Below are 25,996 nucleotides of genomic sequence, written 5' to 3' on the forward strand. Positions count from 1 at the left end.
TTAGAACAGAAACGGCCCAGAGGAGTTCTCATGGGCCGCCTGCATACATAACGCTTACTTTACCACCATCACATGTCGCAAGAATGACAAGCTAGCGTCAAACGCATTAAGCCTCAGAAGCTGGAGCTTCTTCTGCTTTAGCTTGTGCATTTGCTTGTGATTGAGCGTATTCTTTACCAGCAATAATCGCATCAGCCATAGCAGAAGCATAAAGAGTTACTGCACGGATCGCATCATCGTTACCCGGAATAACGTAGTCTACGTTGTCTGGGTTAGAGTTTGTATCAACGATACCGATTACAGGAATACCAAGGTTCTTCGCTTCTTTGATTGCAATCGCTTCGTGATCAACATCGATTACGAACAATGCGTCAGGTAAACCACCCATGTTTTTAACGCCGCCTAAGCCACGCTCAAGTTTTTCCATCTCACGAGTACGCTCTAGAGCTTCACGTTTAGTGAGCTTAGCGAAAGTACCGTCTTGAGATTGAGTTTGAAGGTCTTTTAAACGGTTGATAGATTGGCGAAGTGTTTTCCAGTTCGTCAACATACCACCTAACCAGCGGTGATCTACGTATGGTTGACCAGCGCGTTGAGCTTGTTCACGGATGATTGCAGAAGCTGCACGCTTAGTACCAACGAACAAAACTTTGTTCTTTTTGCTAGCCAAGTTGTTAGCAAAGTTCAAAGCATCATTTAACGCAGGAACAGTGTGCTCAAGGTTAATGATGTGAATTTTGTTACGCGCACCAAAGATGTATTCACGCATCTTTGGATTCCAGAAACGAGTTTGGTGACCAAAGTGCGCGCCAGCTTGAAGAAGGTCGCGCATGCTTACGTTGTAATCTGCCATTTTCTTTACCTTAAAGTTTGGGTTAGGCCTCCATATACCCGCATTCTCCACCCCAAAGGGCACCCAGAGTAATGTGTCGATATATGTGCGGATTTTTTTGCCTCATCGCACAAAGCCCGTGAAATTTATTCACGAAAAAGCATTTGATAAAATGGGCGGCTATTTATACCATAGTCACACACAAATTTCCAAAAGTTTTTAGAGATCATGAACAACACTTATCAAGCTCCACGTCGACTTATCAAAACCCCTGACGAAATTGAAAAAATGCGTGTAGCGGGGCGACTGGCGGCAGAAGTTTTGGATATGATCAAACCGCATATTGTTCCGGGTGTTACTACACTGGAACTTGATACGATTTGTCATGACTATATTGTCAATCAGCAGCAGGCCATTCCAGCATGTTTAGGCTATGGTGCTGCACCGGGTCGACCTGCCTTCCAACATTCGATTTGCACCTCTGTGAACCACGTGGTATGTCACGGCATTCCATCAGACAGCAAAAAATTGAAAAAAGGCGACATCCTGAATATTGATGTGACCGTAATTAAAGATGGCTATCATGGTGACACCAATATGATGTACATCGTCGGTGGTGAAACCACGATCCTTGCCAACCGTCTATGTAATGTAGCCCAAGAAGCCATGTACCGTGGTATTGAAACTGTAAAACCGGGCTCAACCATTGGTGATATCGGTCATGCCATTCAGCAGTATGTTGAATCCGAACGTTTTGGCGTAGTACGTGAATATTGTGGACATGGGATTGGTACGACTTTCCATGATGAACCGCAAGTCCTGCATTATGGTCAGCCAGAGTCCGGTATGATCCTTGAAGAAGGCATGACCTTTACCATTGAACCGATGGTCAATGGTGGTGACTGGAAAACCAAATTACTAGGCGATAAATGGACAGTAGTCACCAAAGATCACTCATTGTCAGCACAATACGAACATACAGTTCTAGTGACCAAAACTGGCGCGGAAATTTTAACAGCACGCCCAGACGAAGATTTGTCACGTTTTAGTGCATAACCACAACATCAGCAACACAAAATGGCCACTTTAAAGTGGCCATTTTTATTTTATATTTCATGCATCCACATGCATGACCGAGATGTATCAAGTCTCTTCTCTCCCGCTCCGAGCATATCGAAATTCAAGATAAAGTTCGGCCAAGACACCATTTTTTCCTTAAAGTTTTCCAAATTCTTTTGCCCTATCTGCACTATTTTAGGCTAAGATAATGTGCTTTTTTATTTTTTAATCCCTATAAGAAGGAATACTGCCGTGGACGTACGTCTCTCTGATCGTGTGAATGCCATCAAACCGTCCCCTACGCTTGCTGTGACCAACAAAGCTGCTGAATTAAAAGCTGCAGGTCATAACGTGATTGGTTTGGGCGCAGGTGAACCAGATTTTGATACCCCTCAACACATCAAAGATGCAGCAATTGCAGCGATTAACAACGGTTTCACTAAATACACCGCTGTTGACGGTACGCCAGGTCTTAAAAAAGCCATTATTGCCAAATTCAAACGTGACAATAACCTAGACTATGCAGCAAACCAGATTCTGGTTTCTTGTGGTGGTAAGCAATCATTCTTTAACTTAGCTTTGGCTTTGTTAAATAAAGGCGATGAAGTGATTATTCCTGCACCATTTTGGGTAAGCTACCCAGACATGGTCATCATCGCTGAAGGTGTACCTGTAATTGTGAAATGTGGTGAAGAGCAACGCTTCAAAATCACGCCTGAACAATTAGAAGCTGCAATCACTGACAAAACTCGTCTAGTGGTATTAAACAGCCCTTCTAACCCTACAGGTATGATCTATACCAAAGAAGAACTTGAAGCATTGGCTGACGTACTGCGTAAATACCCAGAAGTATTTATCGCATCTGATGACATGTACGAACCAATCCGTTGGGAGGACGAGTTCTACAACATCGCAACAGTTGCACCTGACCTTTACGATCGTACAATCGTATTGAATGGTGTATCTAAAGCATATGCAATGACTGGCTGGCGTATCGGCTACGCAGCGGGTCCTGCAAAACTGATTGGTGCGATGAAGAAAATCCAGTCTCAATCAACCTCTAACCCAACTTCTATTTCACAAGTTGCTGCAGAAGCTGCATTGAATGGTCCTCAAGACGTGCTTGAGCCAATGATTGAAGCATTCAAACGCCGTCATGACCTGGTTGTAAATGGCTTGAATGACATCAAAGGTATTTCTTGCCTACCTGCTGATGGTGCTTTCTATGCATATGCAAACATCAAACCGTTAATTCGTGCCAAAGGTCTTAAATCTTGCACAGAATTCTCTGCTTGGTTACTGGAAGAAACTGGTGTTGCAGTGGTTCCTGGTGATGCATTCGGTCTAGGCGGCTTCATGCGTATCTCTTACGCAACTGCTGACGAAGTACTGGTAGATGCACTTGCACGTATCAAGAAAGCAGCTGATTCTATCGAAGGCGTAGATGAAGCAATTGCTTCAATCGAAGCTGAAAAAGCTGCCAAATAATCTGGCTGAAACATCAGATTTGAAAAACCCGCGAAATTCGCGGGTTTTTTTATGTGCGACGAATATAATATCGATACTTTAGGCTCAGGCATAGCAAACATAAACAGGCAGCAACCGTATAGGCAATAGCAAGCATCCACCAAAAGCCATGTATTCCCAAAGCATTGAAATCAATATTCATAAATGAAATAGGATGATAGGCAATATACCAGCCGCCACCCAAACCAAGCACCAGAACTGTAGTGGTAAAAATAAACATGGGCAACACCACTTCTTTCCAGCAGCGCAGCATATTGACACTAATCACCAGAATGGCATCAAAGATATGCATCCAACACACGAGCATCATCAAACTGAATGCCACCGCCAATACCTGCTGGTCACCACTAAATAAAGCAATAATCCAACGCTGAAATATCCAGACAAAACTAGCAAGGCACAATCCAATCGACAGAACAACTACCACTGCTTTTTTGCTTAACTGCCATGCTGATTCAATATGTTCTGCACCAATTTTCGTCGATACCAAAATACTAAAGGCAGATCCCATTGACAGCGGCACCATAAACATCAAGCCCAACAGACCCAGCATAATTTGATGGGAATTTATAACAATGTCACCCAGGGGTAAAATCAGCAGTGCAATCGCACTGACTGCAAATACATCCACAAACGTGACAATACCATTAGGCACACCAATTCTGAGAATTTTAACTAGAGTAGCCCAATGTAAAAATGTGCCTGACCATTGAATTCTTAATATTTTCTCTAGAAATACAAAATAATAAATAAATAACATTAACCATTGTATAATCAAGCTTGAAATAAAAGCACCTTGCACACCGTAAGCAGCAATGTAACCTTCAATACCAAAAATCAAGCAATATCCTAATAAAACCTTGAAAATCAAATATAAAATGTTAGCATAAAATACCCGTTTAGCCTGTCCACAAGTTTGCGTCAGAATATATAAAATACGTAATAAAAGGTGTCCTGGAATTATCCATGCCATTAACATCAAACATGGTGTAATCAGGGCTTGCAGTTCATCATCGGCTTTTAAAAGATTGAGTAAGGGTGTGGCATGGGTAAATAGCCAAGCCGCAAAAACAGACACGATAAGTACGATCAAAACACCTTGTTTCACAATCCGCTGTATATCAGAAAAAGCCTGTCTCCCCTTGGCCTCAGCCAGTTCTTGCATCATGCCTTGCAGAATTCCAATCCCTGAAACAAAACACAATGAATAAATTGAAAGACACACAGCCATAGCAGCAACATGCTGAGATGAAAAATGTGACAGGAAAATCACATCGAATAAACCACTTAGCATAATAATGGCATTACTGAGAAAAATAGGCACCCAAAGATGCAAAAACTGTTTCATTACCCTAGCACTCGATTTTTAATTTTTTTATAAATTTTCGTTTTTAGCAGATTATTTAAAACTGAGATATATCAGTAAAAATATATACCATTATTGTGCCATAAATCTTTAAATTTATTAATTTTATAGAAAATATTCATGCAACCGCCTTCAATTTTTCTTCTGAAGAAGAATAATTCGATTAGTTTAGAAATTGCAATTTATTCTTTTGAGTTTTTAATCGCTCTACGAAAATAGAGTTTGACCCTTTTACAGGAATCGTATTTTTTACTTGCGGGTTTATAATGATTTATTGAGAGCTTTAGCTTCATATTGAATATTTTCGCCAGATACAACAGATTCATTCTTTACTTATCTTAATCGTATTATTTCCAGGAATTAGGCTGCTGAAACATAACAATAATTTCAGCTCTTGTCGTTTTTTCTAGGATTATTCCGCCCATTCGAAAATATTGGTGACTGATAAATGCTGCTGGTCAATAAAATGAATATTCTTTATATCAACAGACATTAAAGTTCCATCAGGTCTGAGGGCGACTCATCGAACAATGATATGCTACCACTTCGTGGTTTTTAAGCTCTACTTCAAATTGAGAAGCACCGCATAAAGATTTTGCTTTCATGGCTGTTTCTCGTCGGTATTATTATTTTTAATCATTTTACTATATTGGCTATACGTAAAAACCTTTGTACATTTCCTTATACAATCTTTAATTGTTAATCCAATACCCCTCTCTATAAAATATAAGTTCCAAACTAGAAATTAAAATAATAAGGACAAGCAATGGATATTAAGAATCTTTCAGGTTTTGAAATGATACAAGCGATGATGGATGGAAAAATTCCCGCACCAACCATGAGCCAAACCATTCCAATGCGCCCCACCTTAATTGAAAGTGGTGAGATCACGTTCGAGGTATAAGCAGATCAACACCATTTAGACCCGCTGGGTAATGTACACGTTGGGTTTTGCTGCGACTGTACTGGATACCGTAACAGGCTGTGCAATTCATACACTTTTAGAAGCAGGCGCCAAATATGGCACTGTTGATCTCAATATTAAAATGTGTCGTCCCATCCCGCAAAATAAACCGTTAAATGCCATTGGCAAGGTCATTAACCTCGGTGAAAAACTAGGAATCTCAGAAGGAAAAATCATCGATGAAAATGGCGAGCTTTATGCTTATGCAACAGCCGCCTGTGTGATTACACGTTAAATCGAGGCAGCTTCCCTAATCAGGGATTTACAGTATCCCCCATCCTGTCTGCGCCACTTTGGCAGGTTTGGGGCGGGTCAGAGCACAATATTCGAAATAATGTTTGGAGACATTTGCAACACTCAGTTTCTGGGTCTGCGCAGAGGAGACCTGCCAAACTTTAGACTGATTTGTACCAGTTAGTAGATTGCCTGAAATGGCATAAATAATGAGCTCTTTTGGTCGTGTTTCAGGCATATTCAGGAATACTTCAAAGCTGAATTGGCGTTCTTTTTCAACCAGCCATTTTTCTGCAAACCACAATTGTAGCAAGTCGCCCAAGTACAACTGCTTAGCCGCAAATGGCCATAAATCAATTTTCGCATCTGCAACAGGGGTATAATACTGTGCAGAATCCTGAATGATTTCGAGATAATGATCTTGATAAAAAGATAGTTGCGAGAAAATTTGAGGGATGGTGAGCGTATTCATTCGCTTTCTCCGGTTTAGCCATTTTTGTGCTGGCAAGTAGGTTTAAATCCACACTGTTTGACCAGATGGTCAAACGACTTTATGTTTTCAATCTAACAAGTGATATTTATTCTGACAAGCTTTTTTTATGAATTTTATATGATTGTTTAAATTAAAATCATATAAATTGAATTTGTTAGAAATATGACAGTTTTTGCTTGACCCCTGCTGAAATCTCTCTATAATCGCATTCAGATTCTCCCATAGCTCAGTCGGTAGAGCGACGGACTGTTAATCCGCAGGTCCCTGGTTCGAGCCCAGGTGGGAGAGCCAAATTCAAGAAAGCCCAAGCATTTAAGACTTGGGCTTTTTTATTACCTGAGATTCATCAATCCTCATCAGAAAATAAAAATCCCCCAGTCAATGGAGGATTTTCTTAATCTTAATATAATTGTTCCTAAGCTACTTTGGTAGGCACACCACTATGAAAGCGGAACATATCATCAGGGCTTAAAATCAGATTCTTTTCCACTTCTCTGATATGCTCAATCCGTGCCTGAATATCCTCTTTTGGATTTTTCAGCTTCGCCTCTCTTGCCACATCTATCGCCAAGGCCAAATAGTCCTCAAAATGACGCGATTCAGACTTGAGCAAGTAACGGTAATAACGCCCCAGCTCTTCATCAACATGCGGTGCAAGTGCATAGAAACGTTCACAGGAGCGTGCTTCTACAAATGAACCAATCACCAACACATCAATCAGTGCTTCTGGCTCATAAGTACGGATTTCTTTACGCAAGCCACCGGCATAACGTCCTGCACTGAGACCAGTCCACTGCTGACCACGTTTTGCCATTAGTTCAAGTACCTGCTCATAATGCAGCATTTCTTCACGGACCAGCTGTGCCAGCTTGACCTGCAAATCCACAAAGAAACTGTAACGGAACATCAGGTTCATCGCGGTACTGGCGGCTTTCTTTTCACAGTTGGCATGGTCTTGCATCAAAATATCTAAATTTTTTAATGCTTCATCCACCCAGGCTTTAGGAGTTTCACAACCCAGGAAACCAATCACAGGCTTCATGAGTTCATCGTAATCATTATTTGACATATGTTTCTTGAAATCTTAACGCGCAGCTTTAATTGCAGCCTTCATTTGTTGTACAGCTTGCGCCAGACCAACAAAAACTGCATCTGCAATAATTGAGTGACCAATATTTAATTCATGAATTTGCGGAATCGCAGCAATCGGAGTGACATTTTCCAGATTCAGACCATGACCTGCATTCACCACCAGACCTTTAGATGCAGCATATTCAGCACCTTTCACAATGCGTTCAAGTTCCGCTTGTTGCGCTTCTGGAGTTTCTGCATCGGCATAGGCACCAGTATGGATTTCAATCGTCGGTGCACCGCAAGCAACTGCAGCATCAATCTGGGCAATGTCTGCATCAATAAATAACGACACATCACAGCCAATCGCAGTCAGTTCTTGAGTGGCTTTTTTCACATCTTCAAAATGGCCAACCACATCCAGACCACCTTCAGTAGTCACTTCCTGGCGCTTTTCAGGCACGAAACAGACATGCTGCGGTTGAATTTCTTTAGCAAAAGCGACCATTTCATCCGTCACCGCCATTTCCAGATTCATATGCGTGGTCAATACCGGACGCATACGACGTACATCATCATCCTGAATATGACGACGGTCTTCGCGCAAATGCAGGGTAATGCCCTCTGCCCCCGCCTGTTCGCAGATCAATGCAGCATTGACTGGGTCTGGGTACGTCGTACCACGTGCTTGTCTTAAAGTTGCGACATGGTCAATATTGACACCAAGTAATGCAGCCATAATATTTTCCTAACTACGATTGAGATTGAGAATTTTGGATCCACAATTGCCGACTTTTGAGTGGTCGATCACCGAGTAAGGCAGTGATGACCTGTCGATAAAGCTTCGTCAATAATTGTAACTGTTCTGGATTAAAATCCCTACCATTTTCATGGCTCAGCATAGTTAAAATCTGCTGTCCAGACATGGTCGAACGTGAAACTTTGGCAGAGGGCATGAAACCATCATTAAGCTGAAAATAGTAATGTTGCTCAGGATTAATCTGCGCCTGATTGGCATCGACTGAAAAATCCAGACCATAGCCAAGTTCTTCCAACAAGATATGTTCAAATTGACGCAAGATCTGCTTGAGATAAGTATTCGGATCAATTTGCGTAGAAAGCTGCTGCAAGGCCACTAGAGTTTCGCCATATTTGGCAAAAGTTTGCGGCATTTCGACTTCAAGTGGGCACAGTCGCAGCAGAATCTCATTCAGATAAAATCCTGAAAAGAATGCATCCCCGAAAAAGAAAATGGGCTGATTAACAATTTCCAGCTTCGTAAAATTTTTGAGTTCTGACTTACCTGAGGCTTGCAAACGAATGGGCTGATATTGTGGCGGCGGCGTCTGCCTTAAAATTCCGTCAATACGGCCATATTCCTGAGTAAATAAATGTACGATATGGCTGCGATCGCGATATTTGCGATGATGAATTAAATATCCATGCAGTACTTCATTACGCATAGATTACTTCTTTAATCTTTATTCTTTTTTGATTTTTTCTCATCTTCTTCGTCATCCCCATCAGGAATGACGGCACCCACAACAGCCGCAGTGCCTTTGACTGCGACTTTTGTGGTTTTATAAGCCACTTTGACAGGAACCGTGACTACTTTATGAATGCAGCCTTGCAGAAATACAATACATGTAACGACTGCTAACACTTTTATCATCACGGCATTCCTTAAAGGGTCTTACAAATTTTTATCGCTTAGATATCACTATAACCTAAACTTTTTAATGCACGCTCATCATCAGACCAGCCACCTTTAACTTTCACCCAAAGCGTCAGCATGATTTTCTGTTCGAACATTTTTTCCATATCGAGACGCGCATCCATACCGATTTTTTTCAGTTTGACACCTTTCTCACCAATCACAATCGCTTTCTGGCTCGGGCGATCGACAAAAATCGTGGCATCAATATAGGTACAGGCGGCTTTCATACGACCGGTTTTTTCATTCAAGACCGGTTCTTCAGTTTTAAATGATTCTATCTGAACGGTCAAATCGTACGGAAGCTCCTCACCCAACTGACGCATGATCTTTTCACGGATAATTTCAGATGCCAGGAAACGCTCTGAACGATCGGTCAGTTGATCCAGCGAATACAGTGGTGGCTGGAATGGAAGATACTTGGCAATCGTGTCACGTAAATGTTCAAGATTGGCACCACGAAGCGCAGATACCGGCACGATTTCCGCAAAGTTCATCAGCTTTTCGCGTTCACGAATAAGCGGCAAAGCTTCGTTCTTGTTTTCAAAGGTGTCCAGCTTGTTGATCACCAGAATCACTGGCATTTCAGCGTTTTTCAGCTTTTCCAGAACCAGGTCATCATTCGGTGTCCATTTCTGGGCATCTACTACAAATAGCACCAGATTAACATCACGCAGTGCAGAGTGCGCTGCACGGTTCATCATTTTATTGATGGCACGTACTTCTTTTTTATGCATCCCTGGCGTATCGACAAATACTGCCTGAGATTTTTCACGTGAATCAATTCCCACAATTTTATGACGTGTGGTTTGTGGCTTACGTGAAGTAATCGAAAGTTTCTGTCCCAAAATATGGTTCATCAATGTGGATTTACCCACGTTTGGACGACCGACAATAGCAACAAAACCACTGCGGTAATCCGATGGAATCTCAGTGCCTTGTGCACTAAAAAATTGATTTACCAGGTCGTGACTGTCGCTTTGCGACTCGTGATCAGCATCAATGTGATCGGAATGAGTAGTCATTAAGACTTATGCTCCAAAAGTTTCAAAATATCCGCCGCAACGGCTTGTTCAGCAAAACGCCGGCTCGCACCTTCGCCTTGCATAGTCGGTAATCCCGCAATCTGGCATTCCACTTTAAAATGCTGATTGGGTGCATCACCTTGAATATCCACAACCTCGTAAACCGGGAGAGGTTTCTTACGTGCTTGTAAATACTCTTGTAAGCGGGATTTAGGGTCTTTAAGCTGGTCTGTCGGCTCAATATGGTCTAAATAGGGTTCATACCATTTTAACACAATCGGTTCTAGCACGGTGAGATCACCGCAGTCGACATAGATCGCGCCAATAATAGCTTCTACCGTATCTGCCAGTATAGACTCACGATGATGACCACCAGATTTCAATTCACCGGTACTCAGAATTAAATTCTGGCTCAGCTTTAAATCATTGGCGATTTTCCCTAATGCTTCCTGACGAACCAAGGTGGCACGCATACGCGTCAACCGGCCTTCATTTTCGCTTGGATAGGCATTAAAAAGATAATTCGCAATGATCATCCCTAAAAGCGAATCACCCAGAAATTCCAGGCGTTCGTAGTTGTGTTTATGACTGACTGAACGATGAGTCAATGCCAGTTTCAGCAAATCAGCCTGTTTAAACTGATAGCCGATTCGTTTGGCAAGACGTTCATCATTTAGCTTTGACTGTGCTTTGATCAAACTCTTTCTCAAACTTCATCACTAAATCGATATTCATTAGGAAATTCTTACGAACTTCATAATTCTTGTGCACCTGTAAACCATCAGTATTGATGACTTTGGCAATTCCATCAAAGGTCAGATCACGAATATTATTCATTGCTAAACGCTGACCCATCTGTTGGCGGAATTGTTCTGGCGTGATATTTGCAGGAGCACTTTTTAACAGCGCCTCAATCTCACCATCGACCATACGATCATCAAAGTATGGCCCCCACACCGCAATCGCCACTTTTGCAAGAAATGCAAAGCCCACGATTGCAATTAAAACCCCAATATAAGAAGCACCTTGTTGATGTCTCATTTTTTATTTTCCTGCTTGAAACAATTAATCAATTGTTCCGTTTCGACTAAACGATGGCAATTTAAAGCCAGGTTCTTTATGCATCCAGATATAGAATGCACGACCTGTTAAGTTTTCTTCCGGAACAAGCCCCCAGAAACGACTGTCAGCACTCTGATCGCGATTATCCCCCATCGCGAAGTAGTGACCTTCTGGCACTGTTACTTCCCAATATAAACCATTTTCACCTGAATATTTACCATTTTCCAGATAGTTAATATAAGGTGCCTGACGAGCAACATTAACCCCTTCCAGCTCACGCATGGTAAAAGTATGTTCACCCAGGGTTTCTTTATGATAAATAGCTGTCGGTGTATCTAAACGGTCTTTTTCGCGGCTAAACTCAACCGGAACTTTTGCTACTTTTTTTCCATTAATACTCAGCTGACCATGATCATAAACAATATGATCACCTGGCAAGCCGACAATTCGTTTGATATAGCTGATGGAAGGTTGAGGCGGATAACGGAACACCGCGACATCACCACGTTCTGGACTACCAGTATCAATAATTTTGGTATTCACAATAGGCAGTTTGATGCCATAGTCGAACTTGTTCACCAGAATAAAGTCGCCAGTTTCCAGGGTCGGCACCATCGAATCGGATGGAATATTAAAAGGCTCATATAAAAATGAACGCAGGATTAGCACAATGGCAAGTACCGGCCAAAAATCATAAGCCCAAGTGATAATGAAATTCTCGTTACCCTTGCCCCGGGTTTGCCTTTGTTTCAAGACAAACTTGTCTAGCAACCATACTGCGACAAAAAACAGAGTCGCAGGCACAAGAATCAAATTAAAATCAAAATCCATGGGCTTATATCCTTATTATTTTAGCGTTCGACTTTTAATACGGCTAAGAACGCTTCTTGCGGGATTTCTACACTACCCACCTGTTTCATGCGCTTCTTACCTTCTTTCTGTTTAGACAGAAGTTTTTTCTTACGTGACACGTCACCACCATAACATTTCGCCAATACGTTTTTACGCATGGCTTTTACAGTAGAACGGGCAATGATTTGCGTCCCAATTGCCGCCTGAATCGCCACATCAAACATTTGACGTGGAATCAAGTCTTTCATCTTTTCAACCAATGCAATACCACGATGGCGTGCATCGTTACGGTGACAGATCATCGCCAAGGCATCGACTTTTTCACCATTGATCAAGACATCTACTTTGACTAAAGATGAGCTTTCAAAACGGACAAAGTTATAGTCGAGTGAGGCAAAACCACGTGAACATGACTTCAATTTATCAAAGAAGTCCATGACCACTTCGGCCATTGGAATTTCGAAAGTAATGGAAACCTGATTCGCCATAAACTTCATGTCTTTTTGCACACCACGGCGCTCAACACACAATGTCATGACGTTACCTAGGTATTCTTGCGGCACAAGGATATGACATTCAGCAATCGGTTCACGTAAATCTTCAACCGTTGAACCATCTGGCATTTTGGATGGGCTGTCGATATAAATTGTCTGGCCATTCTTCATCACCGCTTCATAAATTACGGTTGGCGCAGAAGAAATTAGGTCAAGATCGTACTCACGTTCCAGACGTTCCTGTACGATCTCCATGTGCAACATACCCAAGAAGCCACAACGGAAACCGAAACCCAGTGCATCTGAACTTTCAGGTTCAAAGAACAAGGCCGAGTCATTGATTTGTAGCTTATGCAAAGCTTCACGGAAAGGTTCAAAATCGCTGGCATCAATCGGGAATAGACCAGCATAAACCTGCGGTTTCACCTTTTTAAAGCCTGGCAATGTTGCCACTTCAGGTGTGGTTGCCAAGGTAATCGTATCACCGACAGGCGCACCGAAAATATCTTTAATACCGGCAATGACAAAACCAACTTCACCCGCTTCCAACATACCTGTTTCAGTATGTTTCGGGTTAAAGATCCCCACAGAAGTAATGATGTGCGTTTGACCCGTTGACTTAATCAACATCTTGTCGCCTTTACGCACACGACCCTGCTTGACACGTACCAGAGAAACGACGCCCAGGTAGTTATCAAACCATGAATCTACAATCAGTGCTTGTAACGGCGCTTCGCGATCACCTTCAGGTGCAGGAATTACATTGACCAATGTTTCAAGCACACCCTCAATACCCAAACCTGTTTTTGCAGAACAGGTCGGCGCTTCTGTGGCTTCAATTCCGATAATATCTTCAATTTCCTGAATAACACGTTCAGGCTCAGCTTGCGGCAAGTCGATCTTGTTCAGTACCGGAAGTACTTCCAGACCTTGTTCAATTGCGGTATAGCAGTTGGCAACCGACTGTGCTTCTACGCCCTGCGCTGCATCTACCACCAGCAATGCACCTTCACAGGCAGCGAGCGAGCGTGATACTTCATACGAGAAGTCAACGTGTCCCGGTGTATCAATAAAGTTCAACTGATACTCTTGACCGTTGGGATGAGTATAGTACAAGGTTACCGAAGTGGCTTTAATGGTAATCCCACGTTCGCGCTCAAGCTCCATTGAGTCAAGGACTTGAGCCTGCATTTCACGATCTTGCAAGCCGCCACAAGTTTGAATAAAGCGATCCGCTAGGGTCGATTTACCATGGTCAATGTGCGCAATAATCGAGAAGTTACGAATGTTTTTAATATCAACAGATTTTTTAGCTTGCGCCATGGGTTACCTTGAGAAAAAACGCGCTATGTAATTTAAAAATATTACATAACAAAAGCCGAATAGAAATTGCGAAGGATTATAGCAGAATGGTGATCTAGAAAAAGAATTATATTTTTTCCTTTATCCCTCACCTTATGTACGCCACAGTCAAGCGAAATCTCAATCAACACGACACGTAGAAGATCACTGCCACCTCCATTTACTCCTCAATGCTAGACCGATACCCTGATCAGGCTAGAGAGCTTAATCTTTTCAATCCAGATATAAAGTGGAAAAATCAAAAGGATTTATATGTTCTGAAAGTGGCTGATATGCCTGGGTAAATGTCGGTGACATGCGTTTTGGGCGCCCTGTGGCCATTTCAATACAGGCCCACTGGGTACTGCCGGTAAACAACAGGGTCTGATCCTGGAGCCGATAAAATGCGTATTGTCTAAAGGAATACAGGGCATTAAGATCATTCAGCCAGGTGCGCAGAATAATCTCATCGCCTTCAAAAGCCGCCTTACGGTATTGCACCTGATGCTCAACCGCGACCATGGCATGTTTCAGTTCCACATATTGCTTTAATCCCAAGCCCAGTTTTTCAATATGAGCTGATGCGACATCCTGCATCCATTGCACATAGATCACATTGTTCACATGACCTAATCCATCAATATGTTTGGCTTGAACCTTTAAATCAAGATCAAAAATACCTCTCACTTCGCTGTTATCCTTTCCATGATTTTAAGGTTATAGAGTCTACCGAATTTATCGCTGGGGTAAATTGCAAAAAATAAAAAACCGCTTATACAAGCGGTCTTTCATGAAAATCTAGCAATTTTATGAGATACGCATGCCAACCACAGCAAGCTGACCCTGACGGATCAAGGTCACGCGCGCGATGCTACCCTTTTTCAGTTCAGACACCTCTTGTACAAACTGATTGGAATTCAGTACTTTCTGGTTATTAATTTGCGTGATCACATCATTCGGCATAATTCGTGCCTGTGCCGCAATACCACCTGGTCGTACATCCTGAATCACAACCCCACCTTTAATTTCTAACTGCGCCAGCTCTGCCGGACTAAGATCACGAATTGAAACTCCGATTACTGGCCCTTTGTTCGGCTGAGTCTGCGTGCCTGCTTTTGCTGGCGTATCATCTGGTGCCGCACTTAAAGTCGCTGAAAGACTACGACGTTTATCATCACGTAAAATTTCAAGCTGTACCTGCTGCTGGGGTGCAGTACGGTTCAGATAGTTCAACAATTCACTGGTACGTGAAATTGGGGTACCGTTGTATTTTAAAATGACATCACTGGCACGCAGACCTGCACGTGCAGCCGGTGAATTTGGCGCAACCTGAGTCACCAGAGAACCTTCAGGCTTAGGCAGGTTATAAGACTCAGCCAGATTACGGTCGATATCCTGCAAACTCACCCCCAGATATGAACGCGTCACTTTGCCGTTCTTCTTCAATTGATCCGCAACTTCCATCGCCACATCAATCGGGATCGAGAAGGACAAACCCATATACCCACCGGTTCCACTAAAGATCCGTGAGTTAACACCAACTACTTCACCACGCTGGTTAAACAGAGGGCCACCGGAATTACCTGGGTTTAGAGCTACATCGGTCTGGATAAAAGGGACTGCAGTTTCACCCATCATGTTGCGCATTTTGGCACTGACAATTCCAGCAGAAGCGGAATAATCAAAGCCAAATGGCGAACCAATGGCAAGAACAGGCTCACCAACACGTAAGCGTCCGACATCTCCTGTGCGTAATTCTGGAAAATTCGAGCCATTAACTTTAAGCAAAGCTACGTCAGTTCGTGCATCACTACCGACAACAGTGGCATCAATTTCACGACGGTCATTCAGGGTAATGGTGACTTTGGAAGCATCCTCAACCACATGATGATTGGTCAGCAGATAACCATCCTTGCTGATAAAGAATGCACTGCCATAGCCTGTCTTTTCCTGTGGCATACGCTGCTGCGGAATAATCACCTGATTGCCAAAAAAGCGGCGCAGAATTTCCGGAACTTGTTGTTGTAAGAGCTCTTCTTCGCTCATTTTCTTAACGACATTGACACTAACTACAGCAGGACTGACCTGCTCCACCAGATTTGAAAAATCAACTGGCGTGACCGCCTGCAACTGTGCCGCACTCATGGTGAGGGTTACTGCAAATAATCCTTGTTTTAAGTCTAGAATTTTCATATAAATTATTCACTCAAATTGTTGATAAATTTATGTAAATAGGTTTTATCACAAACACTGTAAAGTTTAAGTAATAATATGTTTCAAAACGTCGCTCTGGACAATATCTCATTATCAAAACCCTAAGTTAAGACTTTGATTAATTTTTTTCATCAATAAATGAGCACTTCAATGCTTGCCTTTTGCACAAAAAAGCGCTGTTATTACCAAACTTTTTTTAAAATTAGCTGATGGACATGTCTCATTCATCTCTTACCCATCAATTTGACGTCATTATTGTGGGCAGCGGCGGTGCCGGTTTAAGCTTAGCCTTATCGCTCCCAGACCATTTTAATATTGCAGTCTTGGCGAAATCTACCCTAACAGATGCCAGTACCTTTTATGCGCAAGGCGGGGTAGCCGCAGTCCTGGATGAAATGGACTCAATTAAACAGCATATTGATGACACCATGATTGCAGGTGCACAACTGTGTGAAATGGAAGCGGTAAAACAGACAGTAGAAGGTGGGAAACCGTCAGTTGATTTCTTGCTGAAACACGGCGTGCAATTTACCCTCGACGAACAGGAACAGTTACATCTTACCCGTGAAGGTGGGCATTCACAGCGCCGGATTATTCATGCTGCCGATGCGACTGGTCGGGCGATTTCCACTACTCTGGTACAACGTGCCCAAGAAAAACAGAATATTAAAATCTTTGAAAATTATATTGCGATTGACCTAATCTGTTCACAAAAGCTGGGGTTAGACGGTAATAATCGTGCTCTGGGTTTATATGCCCTGGATGAACAAACTGAAAAAGTGCATACCTTCTTGGCCCCATTTACCGCGCTAGCCTGTGGCGGTGCCATGAAAGCTTATTTATATACTTCAAATCCGGATATTGCTACGGGTGATGGTATTGCGATGGCTTATCGTGCCGGCTGCCGGGTCGCCAATATGGAATTTAACCAGTTTCATCCGACCTGCCTTTATCATCCGCAAGCACGTTCTTTCCTGATTACTGAAGCAATGCGCGGCGAAGGCGCTTATCTACGCCTGCCTGATGGCGAACGCTTTATGCTGCGTTTTGACGAACGCGCCGAACTCGCACCGCGTGATATCGTGGCACGTGCCATCGACTATGAAATCAAGCGGCTCGGTATTCGGCATGTCTGGCTGGACATTACCCATAAAGATGATAGCTTTGTCAAAGAGCATTTCCCTACCCTGTACGCCCGTTTACTTGAACTAGGGATTGACATTACTAAGGACATGATTCCAGTGGTTCCGGCAGCCCATTACACCTGCGGTGGCGTCGTAGTCGATGAAAACAGTCAGACTGATATAGCCGGACTCTATGCAATTGGGGAAACCTCTTATACTGGTCTACACGGTGCTAACCGTATGGCTAGTAACTCACTTTTAGAATGTTTTGTCTATGGAATGAGTGCAGCCAAGCATATTCAGGAAAATTTTAAGGCCGATCAACCAACTCCTGCAGTCCCAGCGTGGGATGATTCCCAGGTCACTAATCCGGATGAAGATGTGGTGATTCTGCAAAACTGGGACGAGTTACGTCAAACCATGTGGAATTATGTCGGGATTGTACGTACCACGAAGCGTCTGGAACGTGCCTTGCATCGTATTGAAATGCTAAAAAAAGAAATCACAGAGTACTACCAGGATTATCAGGTTAGTAAAAACCTGATCGAGCTTCGTAATCTGGTATTGGTTTCCGAGATGATTGTACGCTGTGCCATGCACCGTAAAGAATCTAGAGGTCTGCATTTCACGCTTGATTATCCAGCGCTACTGCCTGAACTACGCAAAACTGTACTCACCCCACCAAATTTTGAAGTCGAAACCCCTTTGGTCAATATTTAAATAATCCGGGGGAGATATGCTAATCGGCAGCATATCTCCTTTTATTTTTAAATTTTTATTTACTTTAGCCTGGCTTAGGCTATTTATAGCCAGTCTTCTAAGTTTCAAATATTTAACGTTGTGGTGGAATTGAATATGTTCCGGTCACATGCGCCACAGGTTCTTCATGATCTATTGAATAAATCCAGACTTCTCCCACGATCAGTGCCTTGCCGACCTTGATCAGCTTACATTCTCCCCGTATATCTGTTCCACCTGAAGGTTTACGTAAGAAATTGATATTCAAGTTAGTGGTCACGGCCAAACCGACCAATCCAATTTCACCCAGAATCGCAACATAAAGAGCAAAATCCGCCAAGGTCATCATGGTTGGACCAGAAACGGTGCCGCCAGGACGCAATTCTTCTGATCTCACCTGATACAGCAAAGTGGCTCCACGCGTCGAAACCTTCTCAATCCGGCACTTCTCCAAGCTTTGCGGAAATTCTTGTTGTAAAAATTGTTCAATCTCTGTTTTGGTCGTTTTCATCTTATTAAAAAATCTTCTATATCAGTCTTAATATAGAAGATTCATCACAGATAAACCTAGAGAAAAATTAAATAAAAAGTATTTTAATTCCAAGCTTATTTTAAATAAGTTAAGGCTTGCTCAAATACCTGTTCAGGGGTTTGGGTCGCATCCAGACGTTTGATCCGTTCTGGATCACGTTGCCACAAGCTTTCATAGCCTGCTCTCACTTTCTCAAAGAAAGTGACTTTCTCCTGTTCAAAACGATCCAGTGCCCCACGTTCACGTGCACGATTCATTCCCAGCTCAATAGGTGCTTCTAACCAGAAGGTAATGTCTGGCATACGTGCAACAAAGTGGTTATTGAGTACCTGTAACTTGGTTTCACTCAGGCCCCGACCCGCGCATTGATAGGCAAAGCTGGCATCGCTAAAACGGTCACACAGTACAATCTTTCCGGCTTCTAATGCAGGCAGAATCACTTGTGCCAGATGCTGGGCACGCGCTGCATACATCAACAGCAACTCGGTATCATGTGCCATGGTTTCTTCATGATTCACTGTCAGCAATAGCGAACGAATCTGCTCGGCCATTGGTGTTCCCCCCGGTTCGCGAGTGAGAATAACGTCCTTGCCCTGTGCGATAAAATCTGCATAGATCGAACGAATGAGCGTAGTTTTACCCACACCTTCTGTGCCTTCAAAGCTAATAAACATACTCATTCCTTACTTTTCGAACGTAAAATCGTCAGATATTCCTGCACTGCTTTATTGTGATCATTCAGATTGGTGGTGAATTTATGCCCACCATCGCCGGTCGCTACAAAGTACAGATTCTCAGAATTATCCGGATGCATGGCTGCTTCAATGGCTTTCTTGCTTGGCAAGGCAATTGGTGTTGGCGGCAAGCCTGAAATGGTATAGGTATTATACGGCGTCGGTGTGCGTAAATCCTTGCGGGTAATATTACCGTTATAGCTGTCACCCATTCCGTAAATTACCGTTGGATCAGTCTGTAAACGCATACCGTTTTTTAAACGGCGTATAAACACCCCGGAAACCTGTTCCAGCTCACGGTCAATACTGGTCTCTTTTTCAATAATTGATGCCATAATCAGCGCGTCATATTTATTCTGATACGGTAGATCAGCCGCGCGTTTTGCCCACGCTTCATCCAGTATTTTCATCTGTCGCTGATACAGATTGGTCAGAATCTTGCGGTCTGTTTCACCTTTGGCAAAAAAGTAAGTATCCGGTGCAAACAACCCTTCGGGATGTGAATACGTAATATTGAGTTCTTTCAGTAATTGCGCAGTAGGCAGATGCAGTACCTCCTTGGTAACCAGATCATTTTTCTTCAGGATATCGACCAACTGTTTAAATGTTGTGCCTTCAATCACCAGAATCCGGCTCATCTGAGCATTGTCTGCATTGGAAATCATTTCCAATACCTGACGAATACTCATGCCTTGACGTACTTCATACACGCCCGCTTTCATGGTGTCATGAATCATGATGCGCTGATACAGTTTAAGGATGATCGGAAAACTTACCTGATCTTCTTTGGCCAGGCGATCAATGAAACCGGAATAGGTTTGACCAGATTCAATCGCGAGCAGCTGTTTTTTTCCTTCAACAGGATAATCTTTCCATAAACTGCTCTTTAGGATTAACCCCAGGATCAAAGCAATACCAATCAGTACTAAGACAATTCCTTTGAAAGATGAGGAAGATCTCACCTTATTGTTCTTTTTGGCTTTAGGTTTGGAAGCTGACATATTAAGACATCTGGTTTAATCGAAGACGGTTAAAAAGTTCAATACAAGCATTGCCATCCAAGGCGCGCTGCTCAAATTGTGTGACTATTTTCATCGGGCTGAGTGCATTGCAGAAAAACAGACTCCGAATATGGGAAATTTCATCCATACCGATATATCGTTGCTCACAGACAATACCCTGATCTTGCATACGTTGTAGAATTTCTGCACGCATGACACCGAAGACGCCATTATAACGGAGTTCCGGCGTAATCCATGTATTCTTTATAAGAATGAAACAATTACTGCTCACCCCTTCGACAATGCCACCTTGTACATCTGTCACTATTGCCTCAGGCCAGCCGCGTTGATCTGCTTCCTGTTTCAGTAAAACCTGCTCCAGGCGGTTCAGGGTTTTCAGTCCAACCAGACTGGGCATAGTCAATCCCACTGCCTGCTGCAATACGCCACTTTGAATCTGTTCAAACTTAAAATCCTGTATGTCTTGAGGATAATAAAACAGCCAGAGATCTGCTGGATGATCCGGCAAACTATAACCGCGCTGACCCACTCCACGACTGAGCACAATCTTTAATGTCCCGTTCAGCTTACCCTCTGATTCCCCGAGAAGCTGTAAACTTTCCGTGATCAGATCGAGATTGGCATTCAGGCTTAAGCTCTGATTGCTGTTTTGCAAACGTGTCAAATGACGATCATACAATTCAATCCGGTTATGTCGAATCCGGGCCGTAGTAAAACAACCATCACCATAATGAAAGCCACGATCCAGCACCTCTATATGACTGACACGTTGGGCATTTTTTAAATACAGCATATTTTTACGGTCTCTAAAATATAAATTGGGCAGTAATATCCAGGCTTCACCTATATATCTCTTTTACTCACATCCAATTCTTTTTTAATTATTTTTTATGCAAAAAAACTCAAGCTATTCTTGCCTCATCTAACAAAAGCTAAAAAACTTGAGGCAAAAATGAGCATTCGTAAATTAAAAATTGGGGTATTGGCAGCACTGGTATCAGCAAGCGCTTTTAGTGTCTCTGCAAAAGATTTCCTAAACGTTTCATATGACCCGACTCGTGAATTATATGATAATTTCAATAAGGAATTCAGCGCATACTGGAAAAAAACCACCGGTCAGGATATTAACTATAAACAGTCACATGGTGGTTCAGGCAAACAGGCACGTGCCGTGATTGACGGACTGGATGCCGATGTTGTGACATTGGCACTGGCAGCAGATATTGATGAAATTGCAGAACGAGGTTTGCTGCCTAAAGACTGGCAAAAGAAATTCCCGCAGAATTCGACACCCTATACTTCAACTATCGTTTTCCTTGTACATAAAGGCAATCCAAAAGGGATCAAAGACTGGGGAGATCTGGTTAAACCGGGCGTAGACATTATTACCCCGAACCCAAAAACTTCAGGTGGTGCACGCTGGAATTATCTGGCTGCCTGGGCGTGGGCCAACCATCAAAAAGGTGGCAATGATGCCAAAGCACAAGACTTTGTTCGTCAAATCTATAAACAGACCAAAGTACTGGATTCTGGAGCACGCGGTGCCACAACGACTTTTGCTGAACGTGGAATTGGGGATGTATTACTGGCCTGGGAAAACGAAGCGCATTTAGCTGTCCGTGAACAACCGGGTAAATTTGAGATTATTACCCCTTCTCTGTCTATTCTGGCCGAACCACCGGTGGCGATTGTAGAAAAAAATGCCAAAAAAGATGGTAATGAAAACCTCGCTAGAGCCTATTTAAATTACCTCTATTCACCTGCTGGGCAAACTGTGGCGGCGAAAAACTTTTACCGTCCACGTAATGCGAATGTCCTGAAGCAGCACAACAATGTATTCAAACCATTGAAGCTGGTAACCATTGATAAAGAGTTTGGTGGCTGGACCAAAGTTCAGAAACAGCATTTTGACAATGGCGGTGTGTTTGACCAGATTGTCAAAGCCAATCACGCAAAATAATACTTTAAATGCAGTTCATTATGGCCTTTATTCATAAGGCCATTCTTATTTCAAACACTTAATAGCTTATTTATCTCTTTTTTTCATATAAAATTCATTTTTAATTATTTTTTATGCATAAAGAATAAGTTTATTCTGCGCTTATGTTACAGAACATATCAGAGATTCAGTCCAGATGAGCATTTCAAACACATTAAAACTTGGGGTTTTAGCAGCTGTTATCTCGGCAACCTCATTTGGTGCAGCAGCACGTGATTTTCTCAATGTATCCTATGATCCGACCCGTGAACTGTATGAAGATGTAAATAAGAATTTTGGCAAATATTGGGAAAGCCGTACCGGTCAAAAAATCAATTTTAAGCAATCGCATGGCGGTTCAGGCAAACAGGCTCGCGCGGTAATTGATGGACTGGATGCAGATGTCGTGACATTAGCTCTGGCCGCTGATATTGATGTACTGGAAGCGAAAGCCAAACTGTTACCTGCAGACTGGCAAAAGAATTTACCCAATAACTCGACACCCTATACTTCAACTATCGTTTTCCTCGTGCGCAAAAACAATCCCAAAGGGATTAAAGACTGGGGAGATCTGGTTAAACCCGGTGTAGCGATCATTACGCCAAACCCGAAAACATCAGGCGGTGCGCGCTGGAATTATCTGGCTGCATGGGCTTGGGCCAAGCATCAGGCAGGTGGAAACGATAAAACTGCGCAAGAATTTGTCCGTAAAATCTATAAAAATACCAAAGTGCTGGATTCTGGAGCGCGTGGCTCAACCACGACTTTTGCTGAACGCGGGATTGGGGATGTTTTACTGGCCTGGGAAAATGAGGCGCATCTTGCCCTTCGTGAACAGCCGGGCAAGTTTGAAATTGTAACCCCATCACTGTCGATTCTGGCTGAGCCGCCGGTTGCGATTGTAGAAAAAAATGCTGCTAAAAAAGGCAACAAATACCTGGCTCAGGGTTATTTAAACTTCCTGTATTCCCCCCTTGGTCAGGAAATTTCAGCACGTAACTTCTATCGTCCACGTAATGCCAAAGTTCTGACCAAATACAGCCAGGTATTTAAGCCATTAAAACTTGTCACCATTGATCAGGAATTTGGTGGCTGGGATAAAGTCCAGAAAACACATTTTGAAAATGGTGGCGTGTTTGATCAAATTGTAAAGGCAAACAGCGCGAAGTAATTCACAGCTGATCTCTGAGGAGCATTGATATGACCCATACGCTTATTGTTCCAGGTGTCGGTGGTAGCGAATACAATCACTGGCAAACATGGTTACAACAACGGCTAACTCGATGCTCTCGTGTGCAACAAAAGGATTGGAATCATCCGGTTTTGCAGAAATGGATCATTGAATTTGTCAATATGCTGCAAGCTATTCCAGAGGACGTGCAGATTGTGGCGCACAGCTTTGGCTGTCTGACCAGTGTAGCTGCCCTTGCCCAACATCCGGAACTCAATGCAAAAGTAAAAAATCTGCTATTGGTGGCGCCGGCTAATCCGGCACGCTTTGGGGAAAATGGTTTTGCGCTTGATAGTCAAACAGACTACAGCGCCTATTTTCAACAGCTCAAGCTTCAAGTACCTACCAAATTATTAATCAGTGAAAATGATCCATGGTTAAGCTTTGAAGATGCGCACTTACTGGCCCAGGCCTGGAAAATCAAACCGGTTAATCTGGGTGCAGTCGGTCATGTCAATGTCGCTTCAGGTTTCGGTCCTTTTCCTGAAATTGAACAATATTTAATTTCAGAAAACGCTATGCCTTATATCAGTAAAGTTGATGATAGCAAGTATTATTTTAAATTTGCATTTTAGTCGCTGCAAACTATGCTTGTGCCAAATTTATTTTCTAATTTCGCTGGTTATTTTTAACGAGCATTCTCTCTTTTGAGGAGTAATCATGTCGCAGCGATCCCGAGTGCTGCCAGGATTTGGTCTTTCTCTAGGCTTTACCCTAGCGTATTTGTCATTAATCGTTCTGATCCCCCTGTCTGCTGTTTTTATTAAATCACTAGGCATTGGCTGGGAAGGCTTATGGGAGATCCTGAGCTCTGAACGTATCCAAAAATCACTGCAACTCAGTTTCAGCGCAGCGATTTTTGCCGCACTGGTAAATGTAGTATTTGGCCTGTTACTGGCCTGGTGTCTGGTACGTTACAGCTTTCCGGGCAAGCGTCTTGTCGATGCTTTGGTAGATTTGCCATTTGCCTTACCCACCGCGGTTGCGGGTATTGCCCTGACCTCTTTATATGCACCGACCGGCTGGATTGGTCAATATCTAGAACCGATCGGTATCAAAGTCGCCTATACCCCGATTGGTATTACATTAGCGCTGATCTTTATTGGTCTGCCTTTTGTAGTGCGTACCGTCCAACCGGTACTGAGTGATCTGGAAACTGAACTGGAAGAAGCGGCTTCTGCACTGGGTGCCAACCGTTTTCAGATTATCACCAAAGTGATTTTTCCAATCCTTCTGCCTGCGCTGATCACTGGCTTCGCTTTGGCCTTCGCCCGTGGTGTTGGTGAATATGGCTCCGTGATATTTATTGCTGGTAACCAGCCTTTTGAAACAGAAATTGCCCCCTTAATGATTATTTCTCGCCTGGAAGAATATGACTATGCAGGTGCAACCACCATTGCAGTAGTGATGTTGCTGATTTCTTTTGTCTTGCTGTTCCTGATTAACTTACTGCAAGCCTGGGCAAGCCGCCGTACCGGGAGAACTGCACGATGAGTTTAAATACCAACAGCAATGCGCTGGCTGAAAAGCTGCAATCCCGTGATGCAACCCGCGAGCCAACCTGGGTACGTTATACCCTGATTACCATTGCACTGCTTTTCTTTTTGAGCTGTCTGATTCTGCCGCTGATTCTGGTTTTTGTAGAAGCTTTCAAACAGGGAATAGGTGTTTATACCCAGGCTCTGGTACATCCGGATACCTTGTCGGCAGTGAAACTCACCCTGTTGACTGCTGCAATCGCAGTACCACTCAATGTCATATTTGGTGTTGCTGCTGCATGGTCAGTGGCCAAGTTTAATTTCCGTGGCAAGTCATTCCTCACCACCTTGATTGATATGCCTTTCTCGGTTTCACCCGTAATTGCCGGGTTAATGCTGGTACTGATTTTTGGTACCCAAGGCTGGATGGGTTCCTGGCTGATGGACAATGACATCAAGATCCTGTACGCGGTGCCTGCGATTGTTCTGGCAACCGTCTTCATTACCGTACCTTTTGTTGCCCGTGAGCTGATTCCGTTAATGGAAGCACAAGGTACTGAAGAAGAAGAAGCGGCAATTGTACTCGGTGCTTCTGGCTGGCAGACTTTCTGGAAAGTGACCCTGCCAAACATCAAGTGGGGCCTGATCTACGGTGTAATTCTATGTAATGCACGTGCCATGGGCGAGTTTGGTGCAGTATCGGTGGTTTCTGGTCATATCCGCGGCGAAACCAATACCTTGCCGCTTCACGTCGAGATTCTCTATAACGAATATACTTTCAGTGCTGCGTTTGCCGTGTCTTCACTTCTGGCTCTCCTCGCAATTGTGACCTTGGTTCTAAAAACCTGGGTAGAACTGCGCCAGGAAAAACAAGACAAACGTAATGATGATTTAACAGTTTCTTAAGGAAT

Annotated in this window: 26 protein-coding genes, 1 tRNA gene and 1 pseudogene; 10 read left to right on the forward strand and 18 right to left on the reverse strand. The window is 43.1% G+C overall.

Annotated features, from left to right (window positions below; translation table 11 throughout):
- Positions 1-106: 106 nt before the first annotated feature.
- Positions 107-853: a 30S ribosomal protein S2 gene (gene rpsB / locus AY607_RS13175; protein WP_064096196.1), complete on the reverse strand. Its 747-nt coding sequence runs from the start codon at positions 851-853 to the stop codon at positions 107-109.
- Between the two features lie 207 nt (positions 854-1,060).
- Between rpsB and map the strand changes: the two genes are divergently transcribed.
- Together map and AY607_RS13185 are read left to right on the forward strand one after the other, a co-directional pair.
- Entirely contained in the window at positions 1,061-1,888 is an 828-nt protein-coding gene (gene map, locus AY607_RS13180; protein WP_064102766.1) for a type I methionyl aminopeptidase, read from the forward strand.
- Positions 1,889-2,143: 255 nt separating this feature from the next.
- On the forward strand, positions 2,144-3,379 hold the full coding sequence (locus AY607_RS13185) for a pyridoxal phosphate-dependent aminotransferase (protein WP_064096198.1): 1,236 nt from the start codon (positions 2,144-2,146) through the stop codon (positions 3,377-3,379).
- A 49-nt stretch (positions 3,380-3,428) separates the two neighbouring features.
- On the opposite strand, the gene AY607_RS13190 is transcribed toward AY607_RS13185, so the two are convergent.
- The gene (locus AY607_RS13190) at positions 3,429-4,766 is read right to left on the reverse strand and encodes an MATE family efflux transporter (protein ID WP_064102767.1); all 1,338 of its coding nucleotides are present in this window, start codon (positions 4,764-4,766) and stop codon (positions 3,429-3,431) included.
- 784 nt (positions 4,767-5,550) lie between these two features.
- Between AY607_RS13190 and AY607_RS13195 the strand changes: the two are divergent.
- Positions 5,551-5,983: pseudogene (locus AY607_RS13195) on the forward strand (PaaI family thioesterase).
- A gap of 27 nt (positions 5,984-6,010) precedes the next feature.
- Here AY607_RS13195 and AY607_RS13200 read toward each other — a convergent pair.
- On the reverse strand, positions 6,011-6,454 hold the full coding sequence (locus tag AY607_RS13200; RefSeq protein ID WP_064102768.1) for a hypothetical protein: 444 nt from the start codon (positions 6,452-6,454) through the stop codon (positions 6,011-6,013).
- A 236-nt stretch (positions 6,455-6,690) separates the two neighbouring features.
- On the opposite strand from AY607_RS13200, the gene AY607_RS13205 reads away from it, so the two are divergent.
- Positions 6,691-6,766 (forward strand) — tRNA-Asn (locus AY607_RS13205).
- Between the two features lie 124 nt (positions 6,767-6,890).
- Here the strand turns inward: AY607_RS13205 and AY607_RS13210 are convergent.
- The 11 genes from AY607_RS13210 to AY607_RS13260 all read right to left on the reverse strand — a co-directional run bounded on the left by AY607_RS13210 (position 6,891) and on the right by AY607_RS13260 (position 16,227).
- The gene (locus AY607_RS13210) at positions 6,891-7,544 is read right to left on the reverse strand and encodes a tRNA-(ms[2]io[6]A)-hydroxylase (RefSeq protein ID WP_064102769.1); all 654 of its coding nucleotides are present in this window, start codon (positions 7,542-7,544) and stop codon (positions 6,891-6,893) included.
- A 15-nt stretch (positions 7,545-7,559) separates the two neighbouring features.
- Positions 7,560-8,285 (reverse strand): pyridoxine 5'-phosphate synthase, encoded by a 726-nt coding sequence (pdxJ, locus tag AY607_RS13215; protein ID WP_064102770.1) that lies wholly within the window; start codon positions 8,283-8,285, stop codon positions 7,560-7,562.
- Between the two features lie 13 nt (positions 8,286-8,298).
- Positions 8,299-9,009, reverse strand: coding sequence for a DNA repair protein RecO (recO, locus tag AY607_RS13220; RefSeq protein ID WP_064102771.1), 711 nt, complete (start codon positions 9,007-9,009; stop codon positions 8,299-8,301).
- Between the two features lie 11 nt (positions 9,010-9,020).
- Complete coding sequence (locus AY607_RS13225; protein WP_064102772.1) at positions 9,021-9,218, reverse strand: NF038104 family lipoprotein; 198 nt, start codon at positions 9,216-9,218, stop codon at positions 9,021-9,023.
- Between the two features lie 38 nt (positions 9,219-9,256).
- Positions 9,257-10,285 carry a GTPase Era gene (era, locus tag AY607_RS13230; protein ID WP_064102773.1) on the reverse strand — a complete coding sequence of 343 codons (1,029 nt, stop codon included), beginning with the start codon at positions 10,283-10,285 and terminating at the stop codon, positions 9,257-9,259.
- Positions 10,285-10,983, reverse strand: a complete 699-nt coding sequence (gene rnc / locus AY607_RS13235; protein WP_004279062.1) for a ribonuclease III — start codon at positions 10,981-10,983, stop codon at positions 10,285-10,287. The genes era and rnc overlap by 1 nt, the downstream gene beginning before the upstream one ends.
- The gene (locus AY607_RS13240; protein WP_064102774.1) at positions 10,955-11,326 is read right to left on the reverse strand and encodes a DUF4845 domain-containing protein; all 372 of its coding nucleotides are present in this window, start codon (positions 11,324-11,326) and stop codon (positions 10,955-10,957) included. Before AY607_RS13240 ends, rnc begins: the two co-directional genes overlap by 29 nt.
- Before the next feature lie 24 nt (positions 11,327-11,350).
- Positions 11,351-12,178 carry a signal peptidase I gene (lepB, locus tag AY607_RS13245; protein WP_064096208.1) on the reverse strand — a complete coding sequence of 276 codons (828 nt, stop codon included), beginning with the start codon at positions 12,176-12,178 and terminating at the stop codon, positions 11,351-11,353.
- 20 nt (positions 12,179-12,198) lie between these two features.
- Positions 12,199-14,016, reverse strand: coding sequence for a translation elongation factor 4 (lepA, locus tag AY607_RS13250; protein ID WP_064102775.1), 1,818 nt, complete (start codon positions 14,014-14,016; stop codon positions 12,199-12,201).
- Between the two features lie 252 nt (positions 14,017-14,268).
- The gene (locus AY607_RS13255) at positions 14,269-14,721 is read right to left on the reverse strand and encodes an acyl-CoA thioesterase (RefSeq protein WP_064102776.1); all 453 of its coding nucleotides are present in this window, start codon (positions 14,719-14,721) and stop codon (positions 14,269-14,271) included.
- A gap of 120 nt (positions 14,722-14,841) precedes the next feature.
- Positions 14,842-16,227: a Do family serine endopeptidase gene (locus tag AY607_RS13260; RefSeq protein WP_064102777.1), complete on the reverse strand. Its 1,386-nt coding sequence runs from the start codon at positions 16,225-16,227 to the stop codon at positions 14,842-14,844.
- A gap of 236 nt (positions 16,228-16,463) precedes the next feature.
- Here AY607_RS13260 and nadB point away from each other — a divergent pair, with 236 nt between their 5' ends.
- Positions 16,464-18,092, forward strand: a complete 1,629-nt coding sequence (gene nadB, locus AY607_RS13265) for an L-aspartate oxidase (protein WP_064102778.1) — start codon at positions 16,464-16,466, stop codon at positions 18,090-18,092.
- A 112-nt stretch (positions 18,093-18,204) separates the two neighbouring features.
- Here nadB and AY607_RS13270 read toward each other — a convergent pair whose 3' ends face one another.
- The 4 genes from AY607_RS13270 to pabC form a co-directional block, all read right to left on the reverse strand.
- A complete protein-coding gene (locus AY607_RS13270) occupies positions 18,205-18,621 on the reverse strand; it encodes a PaaI family thioesterase (protein WP_064102779.1) in 417 nt (138 codons plus the stop codon).
- A gap of 95 nt (positions 18,622-18,716) precedes the next feature.
- Complete coding sequence (gene tmk / locus AY607_RS13275) at positions 18,717-19,316, reverse strand: dTMP kinase (RefSeq protein ID WP_064102780.1); 600 nt, start codon at positions 19,314-19,316, stop codon at positions 18,717-18,719.
- A 2-nt stretch (positions 19,317-19,318) separates the two neighbouring features.
- Positions 19,319-20,377 carry an endolytic transglycosylase MltG gene (gene mltG / locus AY607_RS13280; protein ID WP_064102781.1) on the reverse strand — a complete coding sequence of 353 codons (1,059 nt, stop codon included), beginning with the start codon at positions 20,375-20,377 and terminating at the stop codon, positions 19,319-19,321.
- Position 20,378: 1 nt separating this feature from the next.
- On the reverse strand, positions 20,379-21,191 hold the full coding sequence (gene pabC, locus AY607_RS13285; RefSeq protein WP_064102782.1) for an aminodeoxychorismate lyase: 813 nt from the start codon (positions 21,189-21,191) through the stop codon (positions 20,379-20,381).
- Positions 21,192-21,350: 159 nt separating this feature from the next.
- Here pabC and AY607_RS13290 point away from each other — a divergent pair, with 159 nt between their 5' ends.
- The 5 genes from AY607_RS13290 to cysW all read left to right on the forward strand — a co-directional run bounded on the left by AY607_RS13290 (position 21,351) and on the right by cysW (position 25,991).
- Positions 21,351-22,358, forward strand: coding sequence for a sulfate ABC transporter substrate-binding protein (locus AY607_RS13290; protein ID WP_064102783.1), 1,008 nt, complete (start codon positions 21,351-21,353; stop codon positions 22,356-22,358).
- A gap of 175 nt (positions 22,359-22,533) precedes the next feature.
- Positions 22,534-23,547: a sulfate ABC transporter substrate-binding protein gene (locus AY607_RS13295; RefSeq protein WP_064102784.1), complete on the forward strand. Its 1,014-nt coding sequence runs from the start codon at positions 22,534-22,536 to the stop codon at positions 23,545-23,547.
- Between the two features lie 29 nt (positions 23,548-23,576).
- The gene (locus AY607_RS13300; RefSeq protein WP_064102785.1) at positions 23,577-24,182 is read left to right on the forward strand and encodes an RBBP9/YdeN family alpha/beta hydrolase; all 606 of its coding nucleotides are present in this window, start codon (positions 23,577-23,579) and stop codon (positions 24,180-24,182) included.
- 85 nt (positions 24,183-24,267) lie between these two features.
- Entirely contained in the window at positions 24,268-25,101 is an 834-nt protein-coding gene (gene cysT, locus AY607_RS13305) for a sulfate ABC transporter permease subunit CysT (protein WP_064096218.1), read from the forward strand.
- Positions 25,098-25,991: a sulfate ABC transporter permease subunit CysW gene (gene cysW, locus AY607_RS13310; RefSeq protein ID WP_064096219.1), complete on the forward strand. Its 894-nt coding sequence runs from the start codon at positions 25,098-25,100 to the stop codon at positions 25,989-25,991. Before cysT ends, cysW begins: the two co-directional genes overlap by 4 nt.
- Positions 25,992-25,996: the final 5 nt, after the last annotated feature.

Source organism: Acinetobacter sp. SFA (genome assembly GCF_001647535.1).
GTDB classification, from domain to species: domain Bacteria; phylum Pseudomonadota; class Gammaproteobacteria; order Pseudomonadales; family Moraxellaceae; genus Acinetobacter; species Acinetobacter pecorum.